This is a genomic window from Streptomyces sp. NRRL S-646 (assembly GCF_000720765.1).
Classification (GTDB): Bacteria; Actinomycetota; Actinomycetes; order Streptomycetales; family Streptomycetaceae; genus Streptomyces.
On record NZ_JODC01000005.1, the window covers coordinates 294,531 to 319,909 of the forward strand.

21 protein-coding genes are annotated in these 25,379 nt (G+C 70.3%); 6 read left to right on the top strand and 15 right to left on the bottom strand.

Annotated elements, in window-relative coordinates; translation table 11 throughout:
* The first annotated feature begins 140 nt into the window (after positions 1-140).
* From pulA to IH68_RS0111255, 3 genes are all read left to right on the top strand, one after another.
* Positions 141-5,552 carry a pullulanase-type alpha-1,6-glucosidase gene (pulA, locus tag IH68_RS0111245; RefSeq protein ID WP_030932400.1) on the top strand — a complete coding sequence of 1,804 codons (5,412 nt, stop codon included), beginning with the start codon at positions 141-143 and terminating at the stop codon, positions 5,550-5,552.
* 70 nt (positions 5,553-5,622) lie between these two features.
* Positions 5,623-7,254 (top strand): fused response regulator/phosphatase, encoded by a 1,632-nt coding sequence (locus tag IH68_RS0111250; protein WP_030932403.1) that lies wholly within the window; start codon positions 5,623-5,625, stop codon positions 7,252-7,254.
* Positions 7,255-7,289: 35 nt separating this feature from the next.
* A complete protein-coding gene (locus IH68_RS0111255; protein WP_030932406.1) occupies positions 7,290-7,649 on the top strand; it encodes a 5-carboxymethyl-2-hydroxymuconate Delta-isomerase in 360 nt (119 codons plus the stop codon).
* Between the two features lie 9 nt (positions 7,650-7,658).
* On the opposite strand, the gene IH68_RS0111260 is transcribed toward IH68_RS0111255, so the two are convergent.
* From IH68_RS0111260 to IH68_RS0111280, 5 genes are all read right to left on the bottom strand, one after another.
* Positions 7,659-8,348 (bottom strand): TetR/AcrR family transcriptional regulator, encoded by a 690-nt coding sequence (locus IH68_RS0111260; protein WP_107057438.1) that lies wholly within the window; start codon positions 8,346-8,348, stop codon positions 7,659-7,661.
* A 56-nt stretch (positions 8,349-8,404) separates the two neighbouring features.
* Entirely contained in the window at positions 8,405-9,445 is a 1,041-nt protein-coding gene (locus tag IH68_RS0111265; RefSeq protein ID WP_030932413.1) for a PDR/VanB family oxidoreductase, read from the bottom strand.
* Positions 9,445-10,338, bottom strand: a complete 894-nt coding sequence (locus IH68_RS0111270) for a metal-dependent hydrolase (protein ID WP_030932416.1) — start codon at positions 10,336-10,338, stop codon at positions 9,445-9,447. Before IH68_RS0111270 ends, IH68_RS0111265 begins: the two co-directional genes overlap by 1 nt.
* A 96-nt stretch (positions 10,339-10,434) precedes the next feature.
* A complete protein-coding gene (locus IH68_RS0111275; RefSeq protein WP_030932418.1) occupies positions 10,435-12,354 on the bottom strand; it encodes a hypothetical protein in 1,920 nt (639 codons plus the stop codon).
* A gap of 49 nt (positions 12,355-12,403) precedes the next feature.
* Positions 12,404-12,931: a tetratricopeptide repeat protein gene (locus IH68_RS0111280; protein ID WP_199931869.1), complete on the bottom strand. Its 528-nt coding sequence runs from the start codon at positions 12,929-12,931 to the stop codon at positions 12,404-12,406.
* A gap of 100 nt (positions 12,932-13,031) precedes the next feature.
* Here IH68_RS0111280 and IH68_RS0111285 point away from each other — a divergent pair, with 100 nt between their 5' ends.
* Positions 13,032-13,448, top strand: a complete 417-nt coding sequence (locus IH68_RS0111285; RefSeq protein WP_030932425.1) for a hypothetical protein — start codon at positions 13,032-13,034, stop codon at positions 13,446-13,448.
* Positions 13,449-13,513: 65 nt separating this feature from the next.
* Here IH68_RS0111285 and IH68_RS0111290 read toward each other — a convergent pair whose 3' ends face one another.
* From IH68_RS0111290 to IH68_RS0111320, 7 genes are all read right to left on the bottom strand, one after another.
* Positions 13,514-15,052 (bottom strand): DUF1996 domain-containing protein, encoded by a 1,539-nt coding sequence (locus tag IH68_RS0111290; RefSeq protein WP_030932427.1) that lies wholly within the window; start codon positions 15,050-15,052, stop codon positions 13,514-13,516.
* A gap of 189 nt (positions 15,053-15,241) precedes the next feature.
* Positions 15,242-15,895, bottom strand: a complete 654-nt coding sequence (locus IH68_RS0111295) for a LuxR C-terminal-related transcriptional regulator (protein ID WP_030932429.1) — start codon at positions 15,893-15,895, stop codon at positions 15,242-15,244.
* Positions 15,880-17,154: a sensor histidine kinase gene (locus IH68_RS0111300; RefSeq protein ID WP_030932432.1), complete on the bottom strand. Its 1,275-nt coding sequence runs from the start codon at positions 17,152-17,154 to the stop codon at positions 15,880-15,882. Before IH68_RS0111300 ends, IH68_RS0111295 begins: the two co-directional genes overlap by 16 nt.
* A gap of 171 nt (positions 17,155-17,325) precedes the next feature.
* Positions 17,326-18,318: an SDR family oxidoreductase gene (locus tag IH68_RS0111305; protein ID WP_030932435.1), complete on the bottom strand. Its 993-nt coding sequence runs from the start codon at positions 18,316-18,318 to the stop codon at positions 17,326-17,328.
* A 78-nt stretch (positions 18,319-18,396) separates the two neighbouring features.
* On the bottom strand, positions 18,397-18,936 hold the full coding sequence (locus IH68_RS0111310) for a winged helix-turn-helix domain-containing protein (protein WP_030932438.1): 540 nt from the start codon (positions 18,934-18,936) through the stop codon (positions 18,397-18,399).
* 324 nt (positions 18,937-19,260) lie between these two features.
* A complete protein-coding gene (gene glnII / locus IH68_RS0111315) occupies positions 19,261-20,292 on the bottom strand; it encodes a glutamine synthetase (RefSeq protein ID WP_030932440.1) in 1,032 nt (343 codons plus the stop codon).
* Between the two features lie 276 nt (positions 20,293-20,568).
* Positions 20,569-20,997, bottom strand: a complete 429-nt coding sequence (locus tag IH68_RS0111320) for a MarR family transcriptional regulator (protein WP_051833374.1) — start codon at positions 20,995-20,997, stop codon at positions 20,569-20,571.
* 91 nt (positions 20,998-21,088) lie between these two features.
* Between IH68_RS0111320 and IH68_RS0111325 the strand changes: the two genes are divergently transcribed.
* Positions 21,089-21,958, top strand: coding sequence for an alpha/beta fold hydrolase (locus tag IH68_RS0111325; RefSeq protein WP_420718981.1), 870 nt, complete (start codon positions 21,089-21,091; stop codon positions 21,956-21,958).
* 3 nt (positions 21,959-21,961) lie between these two features.
* Here the strand turns inward: IH68_RS0111325 and IH68_RS0111330 are convergent, their stop codons facing one another.
* Positions 21,962-22,678 carry a hypothetical protein gene (locus tag IH68_RS0111330; RefSeq protein ID WP_030932450.1) on the bottom strand — a complete coding sequence of 239 codons (717 nt, stop codon included), beginning with the start codon at positions 22,676-22,678 and terminating at the stop codon, positions 21,962-21,964.
* A gap of 131 nt (positions 22,679-22,809) precedes the next feature.
* A complete protein-coding gene (locus tag IH68_RS0111335; RefSeq protein WP_030932453.1) occupies positions 22,810-23,169 on the bottom strand; it encodes an arsenate reductase family protein in 360 nt (119 codons plus the stop codon).
* 149 nt (positions 23,170-23,318) lie between these two features.
* On the opposite strand from IH68_RS0111335, the gene IH68_RS0111340 reads away from it, so the two are divergent.
* Positions 23,319-23,627 carry a hypothetical protein gene (locus IH68_RS0111340; RefSeq protein WP_030932456.1) on the top strand — a complete coding sequence of 103 codons (309 nt, stop codon included), beginning with the start codon at positions 23,319-23,321 and terminating at the stop codon, positions 23,625-23,627.
* Positions 23,628-23,829: 202 nt separating this feature from the next.
* Here the strand turns inward: IH68_RS0111340 and IH68_RS0111345 are convergent, their stop codons facing one another.
* On the bottom strand, positions 23,830-25,035 hold the full coding sequence (locus tag IH68_RS0111345) for a winged helix DNA-binding domain-containing protein (protein WP_030932459.1): 1,206 nt from the start codon (positions 25,033-25,035) through the stop codon (positions 23,830-23,832).
* Between the last annotated feature and the right edge of the window lie 344 nt (positions 25,036-25,379).

A 25,379-nucleotide genomic window follows, 5' to 3' on the forward strand; every position in this document is an offset into this window, starting at 1 on the left:
GGGCCGTTGGGGAGGCGCGTCAAGGTTGCTCGTGAAAGTTCTTGCTATGAGTTTCAAGTCTCTTGCTGTAAACCTTGCGTTAGCGATACGGTCGCGCGGGGTCGGACCCAGAGAGCCGTAATCGCTAGGAGTTCACGCCTGTGATACCGAGATGGCCGGCGCCCCGGACGCGCCGCACCACCCATGCCGGACGGGTCGCGGCCGTCACCGTCGCCGCGCTCGCCGCAGCCCTGATCCAGCCACTCGCGGCGCACGCGGACTCCCCGCCCCCGCCGCCCTCCGACGCGAAGCTCGCCGCCGCGCCCGCCCGGCACGACGACACCCGCGAGCAGTTCTACTTCGTCATGCCGGACCGTTTCGCCAACGGCGACGCCTCCAACGACAGGGGCGGCCTCACGGGGTCGCGCCTGTCCACCGGTTACGACCCCACCGACAAGGGCTTCTACCAGGGCGGCGACCTCAAGGGCCTGACCAGGAAGCTCGACTACATCAAGGGCCTCGGCACCACCGCCATCTGGATGGCCCCGATCTTCAAGAACCGTCCCGTCCAGGGAACGGGGAGCAACGCCTCCGCCGGCTACCACGGCTACTGGATCACCGACTTCACCCAGGTCGACCCGCACTTCGGGACCAACAAGGACCTGGAGACCCTCATCGCCAAGGCGCACGCCAAGGGCATGAAGGTCTTCTTCGACGTCATCACCAACCACACCGCCGACGTCGTCGACTACAAGGAGAAGTCCTACGACTACCTCTCCAAGGGCGCCTTCCCGTACCTGACCAAGGACGGCAGGCCCTTCGACGACGCCGACTACGCGGACGGCGGCAAGAAGTTCCCCGCCGTCGACACCGATTCCTTCCCGCGCACGCCGACCGTCGCCGCCGCGGACAAGAACGCCAAGGTCCCCTCCTGGCTCAACGACCCGACGATGTACCACAACCGCGGTGACTCGACCTTCGCCGGTGAGAGCGCCACGTACGGAGACTTCGGCGGCCTCGACGACCTGTGGACCGAGCGTCCCGAGGTCGTGCAGGGCATGGAGAAGATCTACGAACGCTGGGTGCGCGACTTCGGCATCGACGGCTTCCGGATCGACACGGTCAAGCACGTCGACATGGACTTCTGGACCCAGTGGGCGACCGCCCTCGACGCCTATGCGGCCAAGCAGGGGCGCAAGAACTTCTTCATGTTCGGCGAGGTCTACTCCGCCGACACCTCGATCACTTCGCCGTACGTCACCCAGGGCCGCCTCGACGCCACCCTCGACTTCCCCTTCCAGGACGCGGCCCGCAGCTATGCCTCCCAGGGCGGCAGCGCGCAGAAGCTCGCCTCCCTCTTCGGCGACGACTACAAGTACACGACCGACAAGGCCAACGCGTACGAGCAGGTCACCTTCCTCGGCAACCACGACATGGGCCGCATCGGGTACTTCCTGAACCAGGACAACCCCAAGGCCACGGACGCCGAGCTGCTGGCCAAGGACAAGCTCGCCAACGAGCTGATGTTCCTCAGTCGCGGCAATCCCGTCGTCTACTACGGGGACGAGCAGGGCTTCACCGGCTCCGGCGGCGACAAGGACGCCCGCCAGACGATGTTCGCCTCCAAGGTCGCCGACTACCTCGACGACAAGGAGATCGGCACCGACCGCACCCACGCGAGCGACTCGTACGACCCGGCCGCGCCCCTCTACAAGCAGATCGCCGCGCTCAGCAAGCTCCGCAAGGACAACCCCGCCCTCACCGACGGCGTGCAGACTCAGCGGTACGCGGCCGACGGCTCCGGTGTCTGCGCCTTCTCCCGTACGGACGCCAGGACCGGCCAGGAGTACGTCGTCGCCCTCAACAACGCGGGCGAGGCGAGGACGGCCACCTTCGCGACCGGCTCGGCGAACATGAAGTTCCTTGGGATCTACGGGACTTCGGACCAGGTGACCTCCGACGGGGACAAGAAGATCACTGTCACCGTCCCGGCCGGTAGGGCGATCGTCCTCAAGGCGGCGGGCAGGCTCGCCGAGCCCACGGACGAGCCGACCCTCACCCTCAAGGCCCCCGACGCCGGCGCCACCGGCACCGTGGAACTCTCGGCCGGCGTCGACGGCGGGCAGCTCAACCGCGTCGTCTTCGCCGCCCAGGTCGGCAACGGCAAGTGGCGCACGCTCGGCTCCGCCGACCACGCCCCGTACAAGGTCACGCAGACCATCGGCAAGGACGTACCGGCGGGAACGACCCTGCGGTACAAGGCAGTTGTCATCGACTCCGCCGGACACACGGCGAGCGCCACCGCCGCCTCCACCACCGGCACCCCGCCCGCCGCGGAGACCCCCACCGCCTCCTCCCGCGACTACGCGGTCGTCCACTACAAGCGCACCGACGGCGACTACGACAAGTGGGGTCTGTACGCCTGGGGCGACCTTGCCGACGGCGAGTCGACCACCTGGCCGGCCGGGCACCCGTTCGTCGGCCGTGACGCGTACGGCGCCTTTGCCTACGTCAAGCTGAAGCCGGGCGCCTCCACCGTCGGTTTCCTGGTCGTCGACAAGGACGGCAACAAGGACGTCTCCACCGACCGCACCATCGATGTCACCAAGACCGGCGAGGTCTGGATCGAGCAGGGCAAGGACGCCGTACAGACCACACGGCCGGACTACCCGGCACAGGACAGGACCAAGGCGGTCATCCACTACCACCGCGCCGACGGGAACTACGACGGCTGGGGTCTGCACGTCTGGACCGGTGCCGCGAACCCCACGGACTGGTCGAGCCCGCTGAAGCCGGTGAAGACCGACGCCTACGGGGCGGTCTTCGAGGTGCCGCTCAGCGACGGTGCCACCAGCCTCAGTTACATCATCCACAAAGGCGACGAGAAGGACCTCCCGGCCGACCAGTCGCTCGATCTCAAGGCCAACGGCTACGAGGTGTGGCTGTTGAACGGCCAGGAGAAGTACCTGCTGCCGCAGCCCGCGGGATCGGCCGCCGCGCTCGACCTGAGCACCTCCAAGGCGATCTGGATCGACCGGAACACGGTCGCCTGGAACGGCTCCGACGCCGCCGCCTCCACCCAGCTGCTCTACTCCCACGACGGCTCGATCGCCGTCAAGGACTCCGCGCTGACCAGCGACGACGAGCGCTGGCTGCGCCTTGCGAAGACCACCCTCACCGACGCCCAGAAGGCCAAGTTCCCGTACCTGAAGGACTACACGGCCTGGTCCGTCGACCCGCGTGACCGGGACCGGGTGCGCGAGGCCCTCGACGGGCAGGTCGTCGCCTCCCAGCGGGCCGCGAACGGCGCCGTGCTCGCGGCGACCGGCGTCCAGATCGCCGGCGTGCTGGACGACGTGTACGCGGGCGCGACCAGGGCCGAGCTGGGGCCGACGTTCCACAAGGGGCGTCCCACGCTTGCCGTGTGGGCGCCGACCGCGCAGAGCGTGGCACTGGAGCTCGACGGCTCGGTCAAGAAGATGAAGCGCGAGGACTCCACCGGCGTCTGGTCCGTCACCGGCCCGGCGTCCTGGAAGAACAAGCCCTACCGGTACGTCGTGAAGGTGTGGGCGCCGAGCGTCCGCAAGGTCGTCACCAACAAGGTCACCGACCCCTACTCGGTCGCCCTCACCGCCGACTCCGGGCGCAGTCTCGTCGTCGACCTGGACGACAAGTCCCTTGCCCCCGGCGGCTGGTCGAGCCTCGCCAAGCCCAGGGCCGTACCGCTGAAGGACGCCCAGATCCAGGAGCTGCACATCCGGGACTTCTCCGTCGCGGACAAGTCCGTGCCGGCCAAGGACCAGGGCACCTACCTGGCCTTCACCGACAAGAACAGCGACGGCTCGAAGCACCTGCGGAAGCTGGCGAAGTCGGGCACGTCGTACGTCCATCTGCTGCCCGCCTTCGACTTCGCCACCGTGCCGGAGAAGAAGGCGGACCAGGCGACGACGGACTGCGACCTCGCCTCCTACGCCGCCGACTCCGACAAGCAGCAGGCGTGCGTCGCGAAGACCGCCGCGAAGGACGCCTACAACTGGGGCTACGACCCGTTCCACTACACGGTCCCCGAGGGCTCGTACGCGACCGACCCGGACGGGACCGGCCGTACCGTCGAGTTCCGCAAGATGGTGAAGGGGCTGAACCAGGACGGGCTTCGGGTCGTCATGGACGTCGTCTACAACCACACGGCGGCCGCCGGTCAGGCCGACACCAGCGTTCTCGACAAGGTGGTGCCCGGCTACTACCAGCGGCTCCTCGCGGACGGCTCGGTCGCCAACAGCACCTGCTGTGCGAACACCGCCACCGAGAACTCCATGATGGGCAAGCTGGTCGTCGACTCGGTCGTCACCTGGGCCAAGGAGTACAAGGTCGACGGCTTCCGCTTCGACCTGATGGGACACCAGCCGAAGGCCAACATCCTCGCGGTCAGGAAGGCACTCGACGCGCTGACCCCGGCGAAGGACGGTGTCGACGGCAAGAAGATCATCATGTACGGCGAGGGCTGGAACTTCGGAGAGGTCGCCGACGACGCCCGCTTCGTGCAGGCCACGCAGAAGAACATGGCGGGGACGGGGATCGCGACCTTCTCCGACCGCGCCCGTGACGCCGTGCGCGGCGGCAGCCCCTTCGACTCCGACCCCGGCGTCCAGGGCTTCGCCTCCGGCCTGTACACCGACCCCAACTCGTCCACAACGAACGGCACTTCGGCCGAGCAGAAGGCCCGGCTGCTGCACTACCAGGACCTGATCAAGGTCGGTCTGTCCGGAAACCTCGCCAAGTACCGCTTCACCGACACCGACGGCAAGGAGGTCACCGGCGCCGAGGTGGACTACAACGGTCAGCCGGCCGGTTACGCGGACGCGCCCGGCGACGCCGTCGCCTACGCCGACGCGCACGACAACGAGTCCCTCTTCGACGCCCTCACCTACAAGCTGCCTGCCTCGACGAGTGCGGCCGCCCGGGCCCGGATGCAGGTCCTCGCGATGGCGACGGCCACCCTCTCGCAGGGCCCGTCCCTCTCCCAGGCGGGCTCCGACCTGCTGCGCTCCAAGTCCCTGGACCGCAACTCGTTCGACAGCGGCGACTGGTTCAACGCCATCCACTGGAACTGCACGGACGGCAACGGCTTCGGGCGGGGGCTGCCGATGGAGGCCGACAACGAGTCCAAGTGGCCGTACGCGAAGCCGCTGCTGAGCTCGGTGCGGGTCGGCTGCTCGCAGATCGAGGGGGCCTCGGCCGCGTACCGGGATCTGTTGAAGATCCGTTCGACGGACGGCGTCTTCTCGCTCGACACATCCGCGCAGGTGCAGTCGAAGCTGTCGTTCCCGTTGTCCGGGAAGGACGAGACGCCCGGTGTGATCACGATGAAGCTGGGTGATCTGGTCGTTGTCTTCAACGCGACGCCGAGCAGGCAGGAGCAGCGGGTGGGGTCCCTGGCCGGTACCGGCTACCGCCTGCACCCGGTGCAGGCGGCCGGCGCCGACCCTATCGTCAAGTCCTCTTCCTATGAGCGGGAATCGGGCACGTTCGCCGTTCCGGGGCGCAGTGTCGCAATATTCTCCCGGATCTCCTGAAAGTGGCATTACTTTGGTGGGGCAGGCCGAATCGCGGTCTGCCCCATCGGCGTTGTCCCAGGGCTGGAAGATGGACCTCAACGGCAAGCTGACAGACACGACCGTGCTGGTCGTGGACGACGTCGCGGCCAGCCGGTACGCGATGGGCACCGTGCTGCGCCGGGCCGGACACCAGGTCATACCGGTCGCCACCGGCCAGCAGGCGCTGGTCGAACTCGACGTACGGCTGCGCAAGGGCATCCTGCCCGACGTGGCCCTCGTCGACATCGACCTGCCGGACATGAGCGGCTTCGAACTGTGCCGGCGGCTCAAGGAACGGCCGCACATGGCGGGCCTGCCCGTGGTGCACTTCTCGGCCGCCGCCGTGGCACCGGTCGACCGCTGCCAGGGGCTGGACGCGGGCGCCGAGACCTATCTGACGGTGCCCGCCGAGCCCGAGGAGATCGAGGCGGTGGTCCGGTCCGCGGTGCGCACCGCCCGGCTGCGGGCCGACGACCAGGCGCTCGTACGGCGGCTGACGCTGCTGTCCCAGGCGATCGTCACCATCCAGGCGGCGCGTTCCCTGCAGGAACTCGCCGACGCCGCCGCCGACGGCACCGCGCGGCTCATCGGAGGCCCCGCCGCCGTCTTCGTCCTCGGTCCGGACGACGAGCTGTACCGCGGCATCTCACGGGACCGCACCTCCCTCGCGCTGCCGGACGCGGGCGCCCACCGGACCGTGGCCGCTCTGCTGCGGCGGCTGACCCGCGGACAGGCCGGGGTGCAGATCACCACGGTGCCCGCGCCGCTGTGGCCCGCCGGGTTCTTCCGGCCCGGCATACAGCACGACGCCCGGCTCGCGCTGGTCCTCACCCAGGACGGCCAGGCCCCCGTGTGCCTGGCCACGCCCACCCGCGGGGTGCGCAGGGTGAACCCCGAGGAGGAGGCCCTGGTGGCCCAGCTGGCGCAGGCCACCGCGCTCGCCGCCGAGCCGCTGCTGATGTACCAGGTCGAGCGGCATGTCGCCCTCACCCTCCAGCACAGCTTCCTGCCCCAGCCGCACCGGCTGCCCGAACTGCCCGGCATCGACGTCGGAGTCCGCTACGTACCCGCGTCCCGGGAGACCGAGATCGGCGGCGACTTCTACGCGGCCCTGCGCACCGACGAGGGTGTGCTCACGGCGGTCGGTGACGTCGTCGGGCACTCGCTGGAGGCGGCCACCGTCATGGTCGAGATACGGCATGCGCTGCGTGCCTACTGCGTCGAGGAGAGCGGCCCAGCCGTACTCGCCGAGCGGCTCGACCGGATGCTGCAGCACTACCACCCGGACGTCACCGCCACCGTCTGCCTGGTGCTGATCGACCCCGAGACCGGACGCACCCGGATCGCCAACGCGGGGCACATCCCACCGCTGATCCTGCGCACCACCGGCGACGCCGAGTACGCCAAGGCCGACGGCCCGCTGCTCGGCCTGGGGCTGCCCCACCCGCCGCCCACCGAGCTGTTCCTGGAGCCCGGCGACCGGCTCCTCATGGTCACCGACGGCCTGATCGAGACCCGGGGCACGGACCTGAGCCTCTCGATGGAGCAGCTCCGCTCGGCGGCCGTCGGTGCCCTGCCCGGGCTGGACGCCCTGTGCGACACCCTCCTGGCCTGCTTCGGTCACGACCGCGAGGACGACATCGCGATGCTGGCACTGCAGCTGAGGAGCACGGACAACTAGGGTGAGCCTGTCGCTGTCGTAGAACAGGAGTGCCCATGCCACAGATCACCGTCGACCACTCGAAGACGATCAGCTTCGACCGGGAAGGCTTCGCGCGGGACCTGCACGCGGCGGTCGTCGAGATCGCGGCCGCCAAGCCGGAGGCCTGCAAGACGCAGTTCCGCCGGTCCGAGGTCACCGCGTTCGGATTCGAGGACCCCGACGAGCAGGGGCACGCGATCGTCCACGTCACCCTCGGGCTGCTCGCAGGCCGCACCGAGGAGACGAAGGCGCGGCTCACCGAGGCGGTGCTGGAGCTGTTGAAGAAGCACGTCGAGGACGACGGCCACGTCGCGCTGCACGCCTCCGCCGAGGTCCGCGACCTCGACCCGTCGTACCGGAAGTTCGAGCGCTAGGAAAGCCCCCTACGAGGCGAGGGCGATCAGCCGGGTCACCAGGTCCGCGAAGGGACCGTCCGGCGGCTCGGCCTTGAGCATGCGGCGCAGCAGCGCGCCCATCTCCTCGTCGAACGCGGCGCTCACGGCGGCCAGCGCGGCGAAGTCGTGCACCAGCTGGGACTCCAGTTCGGCGCGCGGGATGCGCCGGCCGTCCAGCCAGATCAGCGCGGTCGACTCTGCGAGGGAGATCCAGGAGCGCACGACCAGTTCCAGGCGCGCGGGCGGATCCTGGATGTCCAGATGCGACAGGATCTGTTCGTACGCGGCCTGTCGTACGGAGTCGATGAGGGCGTTGGTCGCTGAGGAACCAACCGCGGGGCCGCCGCGCATCAGTGCCGCGAAACCGGGCCCGTGGTCGTCGACGAAGTCGAAGAACCGGCGCATCACCCGGCGCAGCCGGTCCCCGAGTGGACCTTCCTGCGGCTCGTCGAAACGTCCGGCGAGATCCTGCGCCGCACGCCTCAACGCGGCTTCGTACAGGCTGAGTTTGCCGGGGAAGTAGTGGTACACCAGTGGGCGCGAGATGCCCGCAGCGGCGGCTATCTCGTCGATGGAGACGTCGTCGGGAGAGCGTTGGCTGAACAGTTCGAGGGCGACGCCGATCAACTGCTGCCGCCGCTCCTCGACTCCCATTCTGCGGCGTACCCCGGTAGTCATGCGAACACCTTACCGATCGGATCCGGCCCGGAACGGTCCGGTCCGGCCAACGGTGTTCACATATCCAGCACGAGACGCTCACTTCGTGCCCGCGAAACGCAGATCAACATCGAGTCGGCGCGTTCGGCGTCCGTCAGCAGTTCGTCCCGGTGCTCCACCTCGCCCTCCAGGACCCGCTGTTGGCAGGTTCCGCAGAAGCCCTGCTCACAGGAGTAGGCGGTGTCCGGCAGTTCGGCGCGCACGGCCGCCAGCACGGTCGAGTCGGCGGGCACGGTCAACGTCCGTCCGCTGCGCCGGAGTTCGACCTCGAAGGCGCCGTGGCCGTCGGCCGACGTACGGGGTGTGAACCGTTCGAGGCGGACCTGCGGGAAGCGCTCCTCCACCGCGGCGATGAGCCCCTCCGGGCCGCAGCAGTACACGGCGGCATCCTCGGCCGTGCCCGCCAACAGGCCGTCGAGATCGGGTAGTCCGTCCTCGTCCTCGGCGACCACGGTCACCCGGTCTCCGCCCAGCTTCTCGAGCTCCTCCAGGAACGGCATCGACGCCCGCGTCCGCCCGCCGTACACCAGCCGCCACTCCGTGTCCTCCCCGAGCGCCCGCAGCATCGGCAGCACGGGAGTGATCCCGATGCCGCCGACGACGAAGACGTACGACGGGGCCTCGATGAGCGGGAAGCGGTTCCTCGGACCGCGCACCTCCAGTTCCATCCCCTCGGTGACCTGCTCGTGCACCTCGCGCGAGCCGCCCCGCCCGTCCTCGATCAGCCGGGTGGCCACGGTGTACGACGAGGTGTCCTCCGGGTCGCCGCACAGCGAGTACTGCCGCACCAGCCCCGAAGGCAGGACGAGGTCGAGATGCGCGCCGGGCTCCCAGCGCGGCAAGTCCCTTCCTCCCAGGCGCAGTTGTACGACCCCGTCGGCCACCGTCTCGTGCGAGGCGACCAGCAGTCTGAGCGCCCGCGACCGCGGCCGCCCGGAGGTCGGGTTCTCCAGCGCGGGCATCGGCCACAGTGGCGAGGCCTGGATGCGGCGCCGCATCGCCCGCCTGACCAGCATGGCCGTGCCCGCGACGGCCACGACCGTGCGCAGCTTCGGCATCACAGGGCTCCCTTCTCCGCCGCGAGGGCCGCGACCGCCGCGGGTGAGGCGGCGAGATAGGCGACGGCCTGCTCGGTGGAGCCCTCCTGGGAGGGGTGGTAGGCGCGGCTGAGATACCGCGGGATGGACCTGATCATGTCGCCGGTCGCGGGCAGGGTGCCGCGTCGGCCGCGCACGTAGAAGTCCTTGAAGCTCGCGTGGCCGTCGATCAGCGTCGGGTCGTTCTCCATGAAGAAGCGCGCCCCGCGCTGCCACAGGAACACGATCGCCGCGAACGCGGTGGCCCAGGTGCGCACGCGCCGCCGGTAGCCGCCGTCGACGTGCATGAACAGGTCGAAGGCGACGGACCGGTGCTCGACCTCCTCCGCGCCGTGCCAGCGCAGCAGATCCAGCATGGTCGGGTCGGCGCCTCGCCGGTCCAGCTCCTCGGCGTTCAACACCCAGTTGCCGAGGAACGCCGTGTAGTGCTCGATCGCCGCGATGATCGCGACCCGCTCCATCAGCCACCACTTGCGGGCCCTGCCCGGCGGCAGCGTCCGGTCGCCGAGCAGCTTCTCGAAGAACCAGTCGACCTGCGCGGTGTACGGCGTTGGATCGAGCCCGAGCTCCTTCAGGTGCGGCAGGACCTCGTCGTGGGCCTGCGAGTGCATCGCCTCCTGCCCGATGAACCCGATGACGTCCTCGCGCAGCCGCTCGTCCCGGATGTACGGCAGCACCTGCTTGTAGACATGCACGAACCACCGCTCACCGGCGGGCAGCAACAGATGCAGCACATTGATGGTGTGCGTGGTGAACGGATCCCCAGGCACCCAGTGCAGCGGGGTCTCCTCCCACGAGAAGGACACCTTCCGCGCCTTGAGGGCGACCCGCTCCGAGGCCTGCGTGTTAGACATGGCGTCAATGTACTGACGGGTAAGTCCGAGGGGAACCCTTCGGGAGGGACTTGTTGACGCCACTGTCAGCAAGAGAGTCTGAGGGCGGAGAGGCCGCTAGTGCAGTCCGCTGATCGGCCGGCCGTCCTCCAGGGCCCCCTCCAGCTCGGCCCGCACCCCCTGCTTGGCCCGTACGGCCAGCAGGCTGCCCGGGGCGGAGGCGCTGACCCCTCCCGTCGTACGGATCGACGAGGTCCCCTGGCTGCCGGCCGCGAGGAGATACCAGTTCTTCGCCTCCGACTTCCACAGCACCCCGGCGAGGACATGCGGGTCCTTCGCCCCGCACGCCGGTACGTTCTCCGCCTTCGCCGCGACCGCCCCGGACGCCCCGCCCGGCGTGTGGAACTGCGCCAGCACCCGCGTCCCGCCGCCCCGCCAGGTGTCGGCCCGTGTGCACACCCAGTCCGCCGCACCGCTCGCGTCGGGCAGCGGCTGCCGCCCGTACGCCCAGGCGTTGACCGTGCGCACGCCCGCCGAGCGCATGGAGGCCAGCGAGCAGGCGTACGGCGCCCAGGTGTGCAGGGCCTGGGCGCCGGTGACCTCGTGGGCGGCGCCGGGCCGGCCGGTGGTGAGGTGGGCGGGGACGAGCTCGCCGAGGTCGCTGCTCAGGCGGGTGCCGGTGGCGTCGGTGAGCTGGAGCACCTTCCACGACGTGCAGTCGCCGGTCTCGGCGGCGGGGCTGGCCAGCGGTGCCGTGACGCCGTCGGTCAGGGCGAGGGCCGTCGGGCCGGCGCCGGGCTTGAGCAGGTCCCGCTCGGCGGCCTGCTTCACCCAGGGGGCCGTCAGATAGCGGACGTTGCCGTCGGCCCGGTCCAGGACCAGCGCGTTCGCCTCGGAGCGGTCGGCGCCGTCGACCCGTGCGAAGTCGAGGGCGGCGCCCTTCGTGCCGCTCTTCGGCTCGGCGTACCGGGTGATGCGCAGACCGTCGTAGAGCATCACCACGCGTGCGCTGTCGACGGTCCCGGCGTACAGGAGCTGGGGCGGGCCTGACGGGCCGCCGGACGGGGTGCCGGGGGTCGCGGAGACCTGGACGCTCTCGCCGGGGCGGGCCCAGACGGCGAGGGCGCGGCGCAGCAGGGCCTTGTCGCCGGTGAGGTCGCCGCGGGCCGGCCAGACGGAGAAGTCGGTGCGCGCGGAGGTCGTCCAGGCGGTGGGGGCGACCCGCAGCAGCTTGCCCGGGTCCAGGGCGGCTTCGGCCGCCGGGTTCTGCGCGTACACGGGGGCGGCGGCACCGTTGGGGGCCCAGCCGTCCCCGGGCAGACCGAGCAGCGCGCCGCACACGGCGACGGCCGCGGCGGCGGCGAGCGCGGCCTTGGTGTGCTGTCTGCGGCGCATCAGATCGGTGGGCCGGGCGTGCAGTGAGCAGGGGTCGAACTCGGGGGAGCCGAGCAGGGCGTACTGCTCCGGGACGTCGTCGGCCTCCCGGAGCGCGTCCTGCGGCGCCTCGCAGCCGGCGGCGGTCAGCACCTCGACCACGTCACCGTCGGGGAGTTCCTCCAGGCCGCGCAGGACGTAGGCGGCGCGGGCGGGTCCGGACAGGGCGGACAGGCGCTGGTCCAGCGCGAGTTCGTCGGCACCGCCCGAGCGCGGGAAGAGACGCAGGCCCCACACCTGGGGGAGCAACGGCGGCAGCTGGGACCGCTTGGGGAGCGCCGTGCGCTTCAGCGGCAGGCCCGCCTCCAGTGCCGTACGCAGCACCTGGAGGCGGACGAAGGTGTACCCGGGGTCGCCGTTGCGCCCGGTCGAGCGGGCCGGGATCGCGGGCGCCTGCGCCCGGCCCCGGGGCAGCGCACGCTGGGTGAGGGCGTGTGCGGTCACCACGCGCCGGTTGCGGCCGAGGCTCGGCGGCAGCACCAGGTAGGCGAGCCGGACCAGCCGCGGGTAGTGCTCGACGAGCGCGGCCTCGGCCTGTTCGACGTCGACGGCCAGGTCGGAAGGGGACGGTGCGGGGCGCGGGGCGACATCCTGTGACTGCACGTTCAGCAAAACGAGCGAATCGTGGGATAGTCACCGCCGCCTGGGTGACTTACGCCTCGGGCTCGACGAGCGCCCGCGCGTAGTTCGCCATCGAGCGCTGGTAGCGGGGGAGATGGGGCGCCAGGGCCCCGAGCACCAGGGAGAGCCCCTCGCGGTCCCGGCCGAGACCGGACAGGCACAGCGCCAGACACGCCCGTACCGCGTCGTCCAACTCGTCGGAGGGTGCGTCCAGTTCGGGCGACAGCAGCTTGACGCCCTCCTCGGGCTGTCCGGTGTTCCTGAGCGAACTGGACAGCTGGATCTTGGCCCTGCGGCCCTTGTACGGGCTGACCTCGCTCAGCCCGCGCGCCAGCGCCTCCCGGTACAGCGGTACGGCCTTGTCCGAGTGCCCGGTCGAGTCCCAGGCGGAGGCCTGCTCGAAGAGGCCGAGGGGGCTGCCGTCCGGCAGCTCGGCGGCGAGGGCGTCGATCACGGCCCGGAAGTCGGCGGCTTTCTCCTCCGGATACTCGTCGAGGGTCGCCCAGGCGGCGGTCACGCGATCTTCCCACTCTTGATTCACCGGAGCAGCTTCGCACACACGTGCACGGCAGACAGCCGTATTTTTGAGCGCGTCAGCTGCCACGTCCGTATCGAAGGGGACGGGCCCAAGGGCCAGCAAAAGCGACCCGGAGGAACAGATGAGGTTGACCCGACCGATGCTCGCCGTGGCCGGAGGCGCGGCCGTCCTGGCGCTGGCGGGCTGTGGCACCGGAAACAGCGACGCGGCCGCCAAGGTGCCGACCGCAGCCACCGGCAGTCTGGAGAGCCTGGCCGCCAAGGTGAAGTGCAAGCCGGACATGCAGATCGACTCCGACGAGGTCCGCCAGGCCATCTGCAAGACCTCCGACGGCAAGTTCGTCTTCGCCACCTTCGCCACCGACCGCGGCCAGCGCGAGTGGATCAACGATGCGAAGGACTACGGCGGTTTCTACCTCGTCGGGCGCAAGTGGGTCGCCGTGGGCGAGGACAAGGTGGTCAAGGCGCTGCAGCACACGCTCGGCGGCGACGAGGAGATCGGCACCAACCACAGCGCACACACCGGCCACCACGGCTGAGCCTCGCGGGCCCAACGAAAAGCGGGCGGTGGGAGATTCCCACCGCCCGCTTCTCTAGGTGTTCGTCACTGGCACTTCTGCCCACTGTTGATGCAGTTGGCGATCTTGTTCGCCAGGTTGTTCTTGAAGACCGCGATGAAGTCGTCGTGGTCCGTGGCCGACTTGTGCAGCTGCTCAGGGAAGCCGTCCACCGCGTAGGCGTTCTTCACCTGGCCGTTCTGCAGGACCGGCGGGTTGATCTTGTACACCAGGCGCATCGTCAGCTGCGGGATCGCCTTGAAGCCGTTCTGGCAGTTGCCCTGGGCGTCGGCGAAGGCGACGTGCGTGCGGTGGTTCGCGCTGTCGATGTTCTTGCCGTCCCAGCAGGACTGGAAGGCGAACGTGCGCACCACGTTGCTGCCCTGCGGGCAGATCGGGTACTGCGTCGTCAGCTGGACCTTGTTCTCGAAGCCGGTGCAGCTCCAGTGCGCGTTGGCGTTCGCCAGACCGTTGGTCGTGGTCTTGGCGTCACCGGTGATGATGCGCAGGAAGTTCGGCATCGCGGTGACCTTGCTGGTGGGCGAGCCGACGTACTTGATCTGCGCCTGGACCGGCGTCAGGATCTTGCCGACGTTGCCCTCCTTGCCGCCGCCGTCCCGGTTCTGGTCGAAGTCCTGCGAGCCGTCCTGGATACGCACCACCGGCCAGTAGTAGGCCGACAGGTCGCTCTGGTTCTGGCAGCTGGACTGGCCCGCGATCAGCGTGTTGTTGTTCGCGAACGCGTCGACCTTCTGGTTGCCGACGTAGTCGTGCAGGTGGTGCGCGCCGTTGGTCACGCCGGGAGCCACGATCACGTTGTCCGTGTTGTGGTTCTTGTTGGCGTTCACACCGCACTTGGTGATGAAGACGCCCTTCGAGGCGTTGCCGTTGGCCTGCGGCTTCGCGGCGACGTTCGGCTGGACCTTGGTGATGTCCACGAAGTCGGCCGCGACCGGGCCGTTGCCGGCCTGACCGCCGATGTTCTGACCGGCCCCGGCCTGCCCGCCCTGCTGCTGGCCACCGTTCTGCTGCTGGCCACCATTCTGCTGCTGCTGACCGCCGTTCTGCTGCTGGCCGCCGTTCTGCTGCTGACCACCGGCGGTGGTCTGGTTGGCGGTCTGCGTCGTACAGGCGGCGAGCGCGCTCAGCCCGGCCGCGTCGACCTGGCCGCCCACTCGCTGGATGTCGATCCGGATCCGGTCGAGGGTCGCGGCTCGCTTCTCCTTGAGGGGGCCGACGATCGCGTTCTGCACGAAGTTCGCGTCGCCCGCCTGCGCCTGGCGCGTGGAGGCGAGCCGGGCGTAGGCCTCGGTGATCTGCTTGTCGAGGTTCGCCAGCTCCGTGGCCACGCCCTGCTGGGCCTTGGCCGGCACGTTCGTCAGCTTCTGCTGGACGTCGGGGCAGGCGATCGTGGCGACCTGTCCGGTGGCGGCCTTGGTCTGGTTCTGCCCGGAGTTGTTCGACTCGTGCGCCGAGGCATAGAAGTTCGCCCAGATCAGCCCGCCCCCACCGAGCGCTAGTGCCGCCGATGCGGCTATGGCCTTGGTGGCCAGCGGCGTACGGCGTTTCCGATTGTTGCGTCCCATGGAACTCCTCTGACTTCCTTGCGGGCTTGGCGGGGCATCGAGGCGCCCGACAGGAGTGAAGCGGCTCCCACTCATACGGGTGCGGTCCCAGAGGTGTTCAGCAGCCCCACAAACAAATCAGAGGTTTGCCCGGCCTTTGCATCCCAACAGCAGCCTGAGCAGCGGAAGTTACGGAGAATCAGCAACCGCTTACCGTCCCTGGTCCAGATAGGCGAGAACCGCCAGGACGCGGCGATTGTCGTCATCCGAGACCTCAAGGTCCAGTTTGGTGAAGATGTTGGAGGTGTGCTTGGCAATGGCCCGTTCTGTGACCACCAGCTGCCCGGCGATCGCCGCGTTGGAACGGCCCTGCGCCATCAGCTCCAGCACCTCACGCTCACGGGGTGTCAGCCGCCCGAGCGGCCGGTCGTCGGCGGCCCGCCGGGACAGCAGCTGCTGGATCACCTGCGGATCCATGGCCGTACCACCGGCCGCGACCCGCCGTACGGCGTCCACGAACTGCTCCGCGTCGAACACCCGGTCCTTGAGCAGATACCCGACCCCGCCGCTGCCGTCGGCGAGCAGCTCGCGCGCGTACAGCTGCTCCACGTGCTGCGAGAGGACCAGCACCGGAAGCCCGGGTCTGTCCCGGCGGGCCTGCAGCGCGCACTGCAGCCCCTCGTCGGTGTGCGTCGGCGGCAGGCGTACGTCGACCACGGCGACGTCCGGCTCCAACTCGGCCAGTGCCCGGGCGAGCTCGGGGCCGGACTCGACGGCCGCGGCGATCTCGAAGTCGTAGGCCTCCAGAAGCCGGACCAGACCGTCGCGCAGCAGGAAGAGGTCTTCGGCTAGGACAACGCGCAAGGGATCTCCATGGTGACCATGGTGGGACCGCCCGCGGGACTGCTGACGGCCAGGACGCCGTCGAATGTACCCAGGCGCCGCTCTACCCCGGCCAGGCCCGAACCGGCCGCGATCACCGCACCGCCCTTGCCGTTGTCCGTGACGGTGATGTGCAGCACGCCCGCCCCCTCCGGCACGTGATGCAGATCGATCCAGATCCGGTCTGCGCCGGAGTGCTTGACCGCGTTGGTGAGCACCTCGCTGACCGCGAAGTACGCGGCCGACTCGACCGGCGCGTCCGCGCGGCCCTCCAGCTCGACGTTCACCTCGGTGGGCAGCGGCAGCCGCAGCGCCAACGCCCTCACGCCGTCGCCGAGTCCGCGTTCGGCCAGCACCGGCGGGTGGATGCCGCGCACCAGGTCGCGCAGCTCGGCGAGCGCGTCCACGGAGGACTGCCGGGTCTGGGCGAGGAGCTGCTTGGCCTTCGCCGGGTCCTTGTCGAGGAGCATCTCGATGGTGCCCAGGTCCATGCCCATGGCGACCAGCCGGGCCTGTGCCCCGTCGTGCAGGTCCCGCTCGATACGGCGCAGTTCGGCGGCGGAGGTGTCGACGGCGTCCTGCCTGGTTTCGGTCAACACCCTTACCCGTTCGGCCAACTCGGCCTGACTGGCGCCCAGTACGGCGCGGGTGAGGCGGAAGTGGGCGGTCAGCAGGGACGGTGCGTAGCGGTAGGCGAGGGGGAGGAGTACGAGGGCCAGGGCACCGGCGCCGAGCGCGGAGGCCTGGTCGGTGACGTGTACGAAGCCGTACCAGTACCCGCCCCACCGGGAAAGCGGCCGCCACAGCCCGGCCGCGACCGCGAATCCCTCCAGCGGATAGAGGAGCAGCACCGCCGGGAGCAGTGCGGTGATGTACCCCGCCGTCATGTCCACCTGCAGCCACCGCAGGTCGCGCCAGGTCGCCGGGTCGCGGAGCAGCGCGTACGTCCGCGTCCAGGGGTTGGCGCCCTCGGGTATCGGCCGGTACGCCGACGGTATCCGCACCCCGCACCACTCCGCCGCGAGCTCCCGCCGCTTGTCCGCGAGGGTCCGCACCGCGGCCAGGACGGGCGGGGTCGTGAAGACACCGACGCCGATCGGTATGAGCGCGACGGAGACCAGGGTCAGGACGAACAACAGCACCGAGAAGGGCACCACGGCCACGGTCAGCGCGAGTCCCCGTACGGCAGCCAGTAGTACCTCTCGGGCCCGCGCCCGGGCAGGGTTCATGTCGGTGGTCATGGCAGAAGTCTGGCCGAGCGGGGACGGGGGGTCACGGGCCCAGGCCCCCCGGTCGAGGGGTGGTGCCAGATACACCCCCGGGGGGCAGCGCCCCGCAAGGGGCGCGGGGCCGTATCGATTTGCGGCTCCGGCGCCGTGGGCGCGACAAGCCCCCACCCACCCGCAGTCGAATCACTGCCCAAGGACCTTCGCTTCCACCTCGGGGTCCAGCCCCTTCACCGCCGCATCCGAGCGAAACGGCGCCGTCCCACCGACGGACTGCAACCAACTCCACGTGTCCGCGACCGTCTCCGACACGGGCCGACAGGCGAGGCCCGCCTCCACCGCCCGCGAAACATCCGCCGAGTGCAGCGCATCGTGCATGTCCGTCCCGGGCGGCACCCACACCGGCAGCTGGGTCCAAGGCTCGATACCGGCGTCGAGAATCACCTGCGGTTCGGTCCAGCGGAGCACCGCGTCCGAACCGGTGGCCGCCACACACGCGTCGAGAAACTCCCCCATCGTGGCGTGCCCCTGCTCGCTCATCAGGTTGAACGGCCCGCTGAGCTCCTGCTCGACCGCCCCGAGGATCCACTCGGCCAGGTCGCGGACGTCGATGTACTGAAGCGGCAACTCCCGTGGCCCCGGGGCCAGCACCTGCCCGCCCCGGGCGATCCGGCCCAGCCACCACGGCAGCCGCCCGACGTTCTCGTACGGACCGAGGATCAGCCCGGCCCGCACGAGCACGGAGTGCTCCGCGCCGAAGGCATCCAGCGCGGCGAGTTCTCCGCCCCGCTTGTCGCGGGCGTAGTCGGTCTGCTCCGCGTCGGGCGCGGCGCCCTCGACGACGTCCGCGTCCTCGGTGTACCCGGCGGGCGGCGCCCAGGTGTACACCGAGCAGCTGGACACGTACACGTACCGTCCGGCGCGGCCCCGCAGCAGCCGCGCCGCGTCCCGCACCGCGCGGGGCGCCAGCCGCCAGGTGTCGACGACGGCGTCCCACTCGCCCTCCGCGAGCGCGGCGAGCCCGTCGGGCGCGGTGCGGTCGCCCCGCAACGCCCTTACGCCGTCCGGGAGTCGGTGCCGCCCCCGGTTGAGGACGGTCACCTCCCAGCCGCGCCCCAGGGCCGCCTCGACGACGGCCCGTCCCACGAACTCCGTACCACCCAGCACCAGAAGTCTCATGCAGGTGAGCCTGCCCGGTCGGGCCGCGGGACGGAACGGCAATCTGCCGTCAGCAGAGGACCAGCCGCCGGTGCACGGTCAACGGCCGGTCGGCGGCGTGTACTTGTACCCGACCCGCCGCACCGTCTGGATCGTCCCGCGGTGCTCGGCGCCCAGCTTGCGGCGCAGCCGGGCGATGTGGACGTCGACGGTGCGGCCGTCGCCCACATGGCCGTATCCCCACACCGTGGTGACCAGCTGGTCGCGGGTGTGCACCCGGTGCGGATGCGCGACGAGATGCGCGAGCAGCTCGAACTCCAGGTAGGTGAGGTCCAGTTCGCGCCCGTCCACCTCGGCGGTGCGCTGTACGGAGTCGATCCGGACGAGGGCGTCGTCGGTGGCGGCAAGAACGCCGGTCTCGGCGAGGTGCGGCCGGTCGGCCGGGATGAGGACGAGGTACCCGACCATCGGCGGCTGCCCCGGCAGCGAGGGCAGGGTGTGCTGGGGTGCGGGCAGCCAGGTGGCGCCCGGCGGCAGGAACTCCGCGACGTCGATCACCTCGTCGGGGTCGACGGCCCGCAGCCGGTGCCGGGCAGGGGAGGTGGCAGGGACGGAGGACAGAGAACGAGTGGTCGCCATGAGAGGTCAGCTCTTTCGCGCGAGAGATTCGTCTGGGGACGTACGTCGTGCGCGCTGGCCGAAGGCCGGGTGTACGGCTTTAGAGGGCCGGCGCGTTCATCGCGCGGCAACACACCCGGTCGAAGTCGTGATGCTGACGGGAAGGCCAGAAGGGCTCCAGGTCATGGCGACCCGTAGCGAGGGACTTCCGGAAGCTGGCCATGGACCCATTGAAGCAGATGAGCCGCCTGTGCAGGAGCCCGCTCTCACTCCTCGGACGACGGTGAACACACAAGAGGCGCCCGCCAAGACGGCGGACGCCCCTCATGGAAGCCACGGGTCGGATCAGACCTGGCCGGCCTTCTCCAGCGCGGAGCAGCACGTGTCGACGATCAGCCGCGTCACGACGTACGGGTCGACGTTGGCGTTGGGACGGCGGTCCTCGATGTAGCCCTTGCCGTCCTTCTCGACCTGCCACGGGATACGGACCGAGGCGCCACGGTTGGAGACGCCGTAGGAGTACTCGTTCCACGGGGCGGTCTCGTGCAGACCGGTCAGGCGGTCGTCGATGCCGGCGCCGTAGTTCTTGACGTGGTCGAGCGGCTTGGAGCCCTCGCCCAGCGACTCGGCGGCGGTGATGATCGCGTCGTAGGTCTCGCGCATCGCCTTGGTGGAGAAGTTGGTGTGCGCGCCGGCGCCGTTCCAGTCGCCCTTCACCGGCTTCGGGTCCAGCGTCGCGGCGACGCCGAAGTCCTCGGCGGTGCGGTAGAGCAGCCAGCGGGCCACCCACAGGTGGTCGGAGACCTCCAGCGGGGAGACCGGGCCGACCTGGAACTCCCACTGGCCGGGCATGACCTCGGCGTTGATGCCGGAGATGGCGAGGCCGGCCGCGAGGCAGTTCTCCAGGTGGGCCTCGACGATGTCACGGCCGAAGATCTCGTCGGCGCCGACACCGCAGTAGTAGCCGCCCTGCGGGGCCGGGAAGCCCCCCTTGGGGAAGCCCAGCGGGTAGCCGTCCTGGAAGAAGGTGTACTCCTGCTCGATGCCGAAGATCGGCTCCTGAGCGGCGAACTTCTCGGCGACCTCGGTCAGCGCGGCACGGGTGTTGGACTCGTGCGGCGTCATGTCGATGTTGAGGACCTCGCACAGGACGAGGACGTCGTCGCCGCCGCGGATCGGGTCCGGGCAGGTGAAGACCGGCTTGAGGACACGGTCCGAGGAGTGCCCCTCGGCCTGGTTCGTGGAGGACCCGTCGAAGCCCCAGATCGGCAGCGCGTCCAGACCGGCGGGCTCGCCCGCCATGATCTTCGTCTTGGAACGGAGCTTGGCGGTCGGCTGGGTGCCGTCGATCCAGATGTACTCAGCCTTGAAGGTCACGGGCCACTTCCTTCGGGGATGTGTCTACGCACTTGCGGGTGCTGCGGCGCTGCGGCACTGGGGCGCCGCGGTGGATGCCCGCGAGCCTGTCAACAGGCGATTTCCCGGCCATTGCTCGAGTGTGAACCCCGTGTTACCGGGCGGTGGTGTGGCGCGATTCACGGTGTGAGGGCGGGCGGGGCACAGCAAGTCGACAGGTCGACGCGGTCGGCGGGCGCGGACGGGCCGTCGTACGGCGGCTCGTATGCGATGGGGTTTGCGCAGGAGTCCGGACGGTCAGCCTTCGGTCGCGGCTGCGTCCCGCACTCCGGCCAGGAACCCCTTGATCGCGGCCACCTCCCGCTCGTCGTACCCCTGCAGCAGCTCCACCGTCTGCTCGATCAGCGGCCCGAAGAAGGACCACCCGAGCTCCACGGCCCGTTCGTCCACCTCGATCACGACCTTGCGCCGGTCCCGTGGGTCACGGACCCGCCGCACATGTCCGGCCCGCTCCAGCCGGTCGACCAGCGCGGTGGTCCCCGCCGAGTTCAGTCCGAGCGCGGTCCCGAGCCGCCCGGCCGTCATCTCCTCACCCGCGCGGGAGGCGTCCATGAGGGCGATCAGGGCGCGTACGTCCGTGGGGTGCATGCCGTTGCGGGACGCGAACCGGGCGCTGTGCAGGGCGAGTTCGACGGTCGCCGCACGCAGCAGGTGGACGACCTCCATCCCGGGGCCCTGGGGGTTCGGCACGGGCTGCCTCCGACTAGTATCTCGTTCACCGAGTATCTCGCTGAACGAGATAATAAGGGAGGTTCGGGTGCCTGCTCGCAGCGCCTACGACATGGACGGCTTCCTCGCCGCGTACGACAAGGTCATGGCCAAGTGGCCCGCCGAACGCGAGGCGGTGACCGTCCCCACGCCCTTCGGGGCGACGTACGTCAACATGTGCGGCCCGGTGCACGCGCCCGCGGTCGTCCTGCTCCCCGGCGGCGGGGGAGCCACCTCCGCCGGCTGGTACGCCCAGGCCGCCGATCTGGCCCGTACCCACCGCGTGTTCGCCGTCGACCTCCCCGGCTGCGCGGGGCGCGGTACCGAGGCCGGCGACCGTCACCCCCGTACGGTCGCCGACCTCGTGGTCTGGCTGGACGCGGTCCTGGACGACCTCGGCCTGGAGGAGACGGACCTGGGCGGGCACTCGTATGGCGGCTGGATCGCCCTGCACCACGCGCTGCACGCACGCGCACGCATACGCCGCCTCTTCCTCCTGGACCCCACCCAGTGCTTCGCCGGATACCGGCCCGCGTACCTCCTGCACGCCCTGCCGTTGCTGCTGCGTCCGACGGCCCGCCGGGCCCGTGCCTTCCTGGAGTGGGAGACCGGGGGAGCGGTGGCGCTCGACCCCGACTGGCTCCGCCTCCAGGAGGCGGCCGCCGGCTTCCCCTCCGTCGCGAAGCCGGTGACCGGTCCGCGCCCGGCGCCGGACGCGCTGCGCGGGCTGGACATGCCGGTCCTGCTGCTCCTGGCCGGGAACAGCAGGACACATGACACGTACGAGGTGGCGGCGAAGGCGGATGCGCTGCTGCCGCGCGCGGAGACAGTCGTGGTCCCCGACGTCTCCCACCACGCGCTGCCGCAGTCCGCACCCGCCGGACTCGGCCGCCGCCTCACGGAGTTCTTGAGCCCTTGAGCCTCACCCCACCTTCTCGATCAGTGCACGGCGGATCAGGAACTTGCCGGGCTCCCGTACCTGTTCGAAGGCCGCGTTGTTGAGCAGGGCGCAACTGCCGGAGACCGAGGTGACCTTCACCGTCGTGGACTTGTTGTTGTCCAGGTTGGTGACCTTCAGCGTCGTCCCCGCCGGGAACTGGTTGCTGGAGGCGGCAGGTGCGCCGCCCTCGCCGGAGAGGGTGACCGTGGAGCCGTTGCACACCTGCTGACCCGAGGCGGCAGCGCCACCACCCGCGTTCCCGTTCGCGTTTCCCGCGGGTGCCGAGGCCGCCTGCGAGGGCTGCGCGCCCCCCGCCTGTTGGCCGCCCGCCTGCTGTCCCACACCGTTCTGCGCCGGCTGCGTCGCCTGGGAGCCCTGAGCCGACTCCCCAACGGTGCAACCTGACGCCTTCTGCTGGACCTTGATCTGCGCGATGACCGCCTCGCGGTTGGCGATCCGGGCCGCGGACTGGGCGTCGGGGTTGGCCTTCTGCCCGTCGATGAACTTCTGGTTGTTGCCGAGGGCGGTGGCGAGCCCCTGGCACACGTTCGAATCCGCGGCCGACAGGGTCTTGGCCTGGGGACTCTGCGCGGCGTTCGAGGTGCTCGCCATGACGAAGGCCCCGCCTCCTGCCACCGCCGCCGCGCTCACCAGCAGCGCGATCTTCTTCTTCGTACCGAGACTTCTCCTACGCGACATGCGCGCCTCCTGCGAGGTAGGGGAGCGTACGCCGCTATGTACGAGATACCGAACGAAGTTACTCAGTGGTTACAGGAGTCACTGAAGTAACGTACGTCACAGGGAAGTTGAAGCCGGCTCACAGCCGGCCCCTATCGGGCCAGAGCATCCCGTACGGCCTCCTCGGAGCGTCCGACCACGGCCGTGCCGTCGTCGGCGGTGATGATCGGGCGCTGGATCAGCTTGGGGTGCTCGGCGAGCGCCTTGATCCACCGTGCGCGCGACGCGTCGTCCCGCGCCCACGCCTTCAGTCCGAGTTCCTTGGCGTCGGCCTCCTGGGTGCGGGTGATGTCCCAGGGTTCGAGGCCGAGACGGTCCAGTACGTCCCTGATCTCGTCCTCGGTCGGTACGTCCTCCAGGTAGCGGCGGACGGTGTAGTCGGCGCCCTCGGCGTCGAGCAGGCTGATGGCGCTGCGGCACTTCGAGCAAGCGGGGTTGATCCAGATCTCCATGGGGTCAAAGGTACCCCTGAGGTCCCCTCAAAGCGCCTGTGGCCAGGGCCTTTTGTCAGTGCCGGGCGGTACACTAGAAGAAGTGTTCGAGGGTGTTGGGGGCTGCCGAAACCCCCGTTCCGACGCCCTCACCGCGACAGGAGGATGCTGTGCCCGCTGCCGCACTCAAACCGAAGCCGACCCAGTCAACCGCCAAGCACCCCGTCCTGCTCGACCTGCCCTACGCCCCCGTGGAGAAGCGCCCGCTGCCGCCGGGCCGTCCGCGCGAGTGGTACGTCACGCACAACCGCCGCCTGAAGGCGATGCGGCTCGCCATCGCCCTGCTCGACAGGGGAGTGTACGTACCGAACCAGGCCCGCAACGAGACGATTCGGAGCACGGCCGAAATGATCGGCGTTCACCCGCCGTCGGACACGACGTGCCACATGGTGCGGGCGCTGATGCGGTATTCGCGGTGAGTGCGGTGCCGGGCGCCCCTGCTTGCGGGGGCGCCCGGCACGTGTCTTGCCCTCTGCCGGGGGCCGCCGCCCCCAGACCCCCGCTTCGGCCCTGAAGGGGCCTCGTCCTCAAACGCCGGACGGGCTGAAAGATGAGGACCGGCGGCGAGAAACGCGCCGCCCCGGCGGGCGGGTGGGGGATCGGGATGGCAGTCCCTCGTCCTCAAACGCCGGACGGGCCGGTGGGTGCCGCCAACTCCTTCTCCAGCGGCGTCCGGAACCGGGGCGTCACCTTCGTGGCGCCCACCCACCCCTGCAACCGCGCCGCCTCGGCCGCAATCGCCGCTTCGGCCTCGCGCCCCACACCGTCCGTGTCGAGCAGCCGCCAGACGATCTCACCGTCGGGATGCTGAGCCCATCCGCCCACCACCCGACCGTTCCACCACACCGTCGGCCCCACATTGCCGCTGTAGTCGAACAGTGACGGACGCAGCTGCGGCGCCAGGTACCAGTCCCGCTCCCGCCACCCCATCGCCGTCGGATCCAGCGCGGGCAGCAGCGCCGCCCACGGCCGGTCCGGGCCCGCCACCGGCTCGACGTCGCCGTCGACGACGTACCCCGTGCCCTCGTCCAGCGACACCGCCTGTGCGCCGATCGCCGTCAGCGCACGCCGGACGTCCGTCACCTTCCAGCCCGTCCACCACTTCAGATCCGCCTCCGAGGCGGGCCCGCATGCTGCGAGCCAGCGGCCCAGCAGCACCGACTGCGCCTCGGCCACGTCGAGTTCGGGGTGCGGCGGGGCCACGGCCCAGCGGAACTGGCTGGACGTCCACGAGCCGAGCGGCCGCCCCCGTACGACCTTGCCCTCCACGCCCAGCACTCTCAGCAGCCGGGTCGAAACCGTGTGCACGCCCTGGTAGCTCTTCCCGGCCGCGTACACGAACTGCTCTCTCAACCGCGGCTCGTCCTCGGCGAGTTCCGCCGCGGTCGCCTGTCCGCGCCGCGCCAGAGCCGCCAACGCCGACTCCTCGACGTCCTTCAGCCAGGCCGCGTCCGGTGCCCCGGCCTTCGCCATGTCCTTGAGCAGCGAGGCCCGCTCCCGCCCGGCGACCGTGAGCCCGGTCGAGGCGTGCACGACGGCGGTGAGATCCGCCGGGAACACGAACACGGTGTGCCGCATGCCGTGCATCCGCACCAGGGACCGGTCCGTGTACAGCGCCCGCTCGGTCTGCGGCACCGTCCGCGCCGCGTCCGCGAGTCGCGCGCCCACGGCCAGATGCACCGTCGCCGGGTCCGACCCGTGCAGCGCCACCAGCGTGGCGGCGACCTCCTCCGGACTGTCCGCCCACGCCGCCGGAGCCAGCCGCTGCCGCAACGCAAGCCGCGCCCGACGCTCCGCCGCCCCGATGTACCGCCCACCGTCACCCATCCCGGCCTCCCCGTCACACCATCCGTGCCCTCATCCTGCAACAGAGCACTGACAACCGACGGCTCTCCCCACCCCGGCCTGCGCTTGACCTTTCAGCCCGTCCGGCGTTTGAGGACGAGGCCGTTCAGGCCGAAGCGGGGGTCTGGGGGCGGCAGCCCCCAGTTACGGGACGGGTAGGGGCGGCGGGGGCGAGAAAGCCTGTATCGCACACCCCCGTCACCCGATCGCCGCCCCCGGCATGCGCACGCCCCCGGCGCCGCCTTCACTGCGATCAGGAGGCGATGGAAGGCGACCGCACCGGAGGCGTGATGGGCAGGCGCGGCGTGGGGCGAGGGATGTCACGC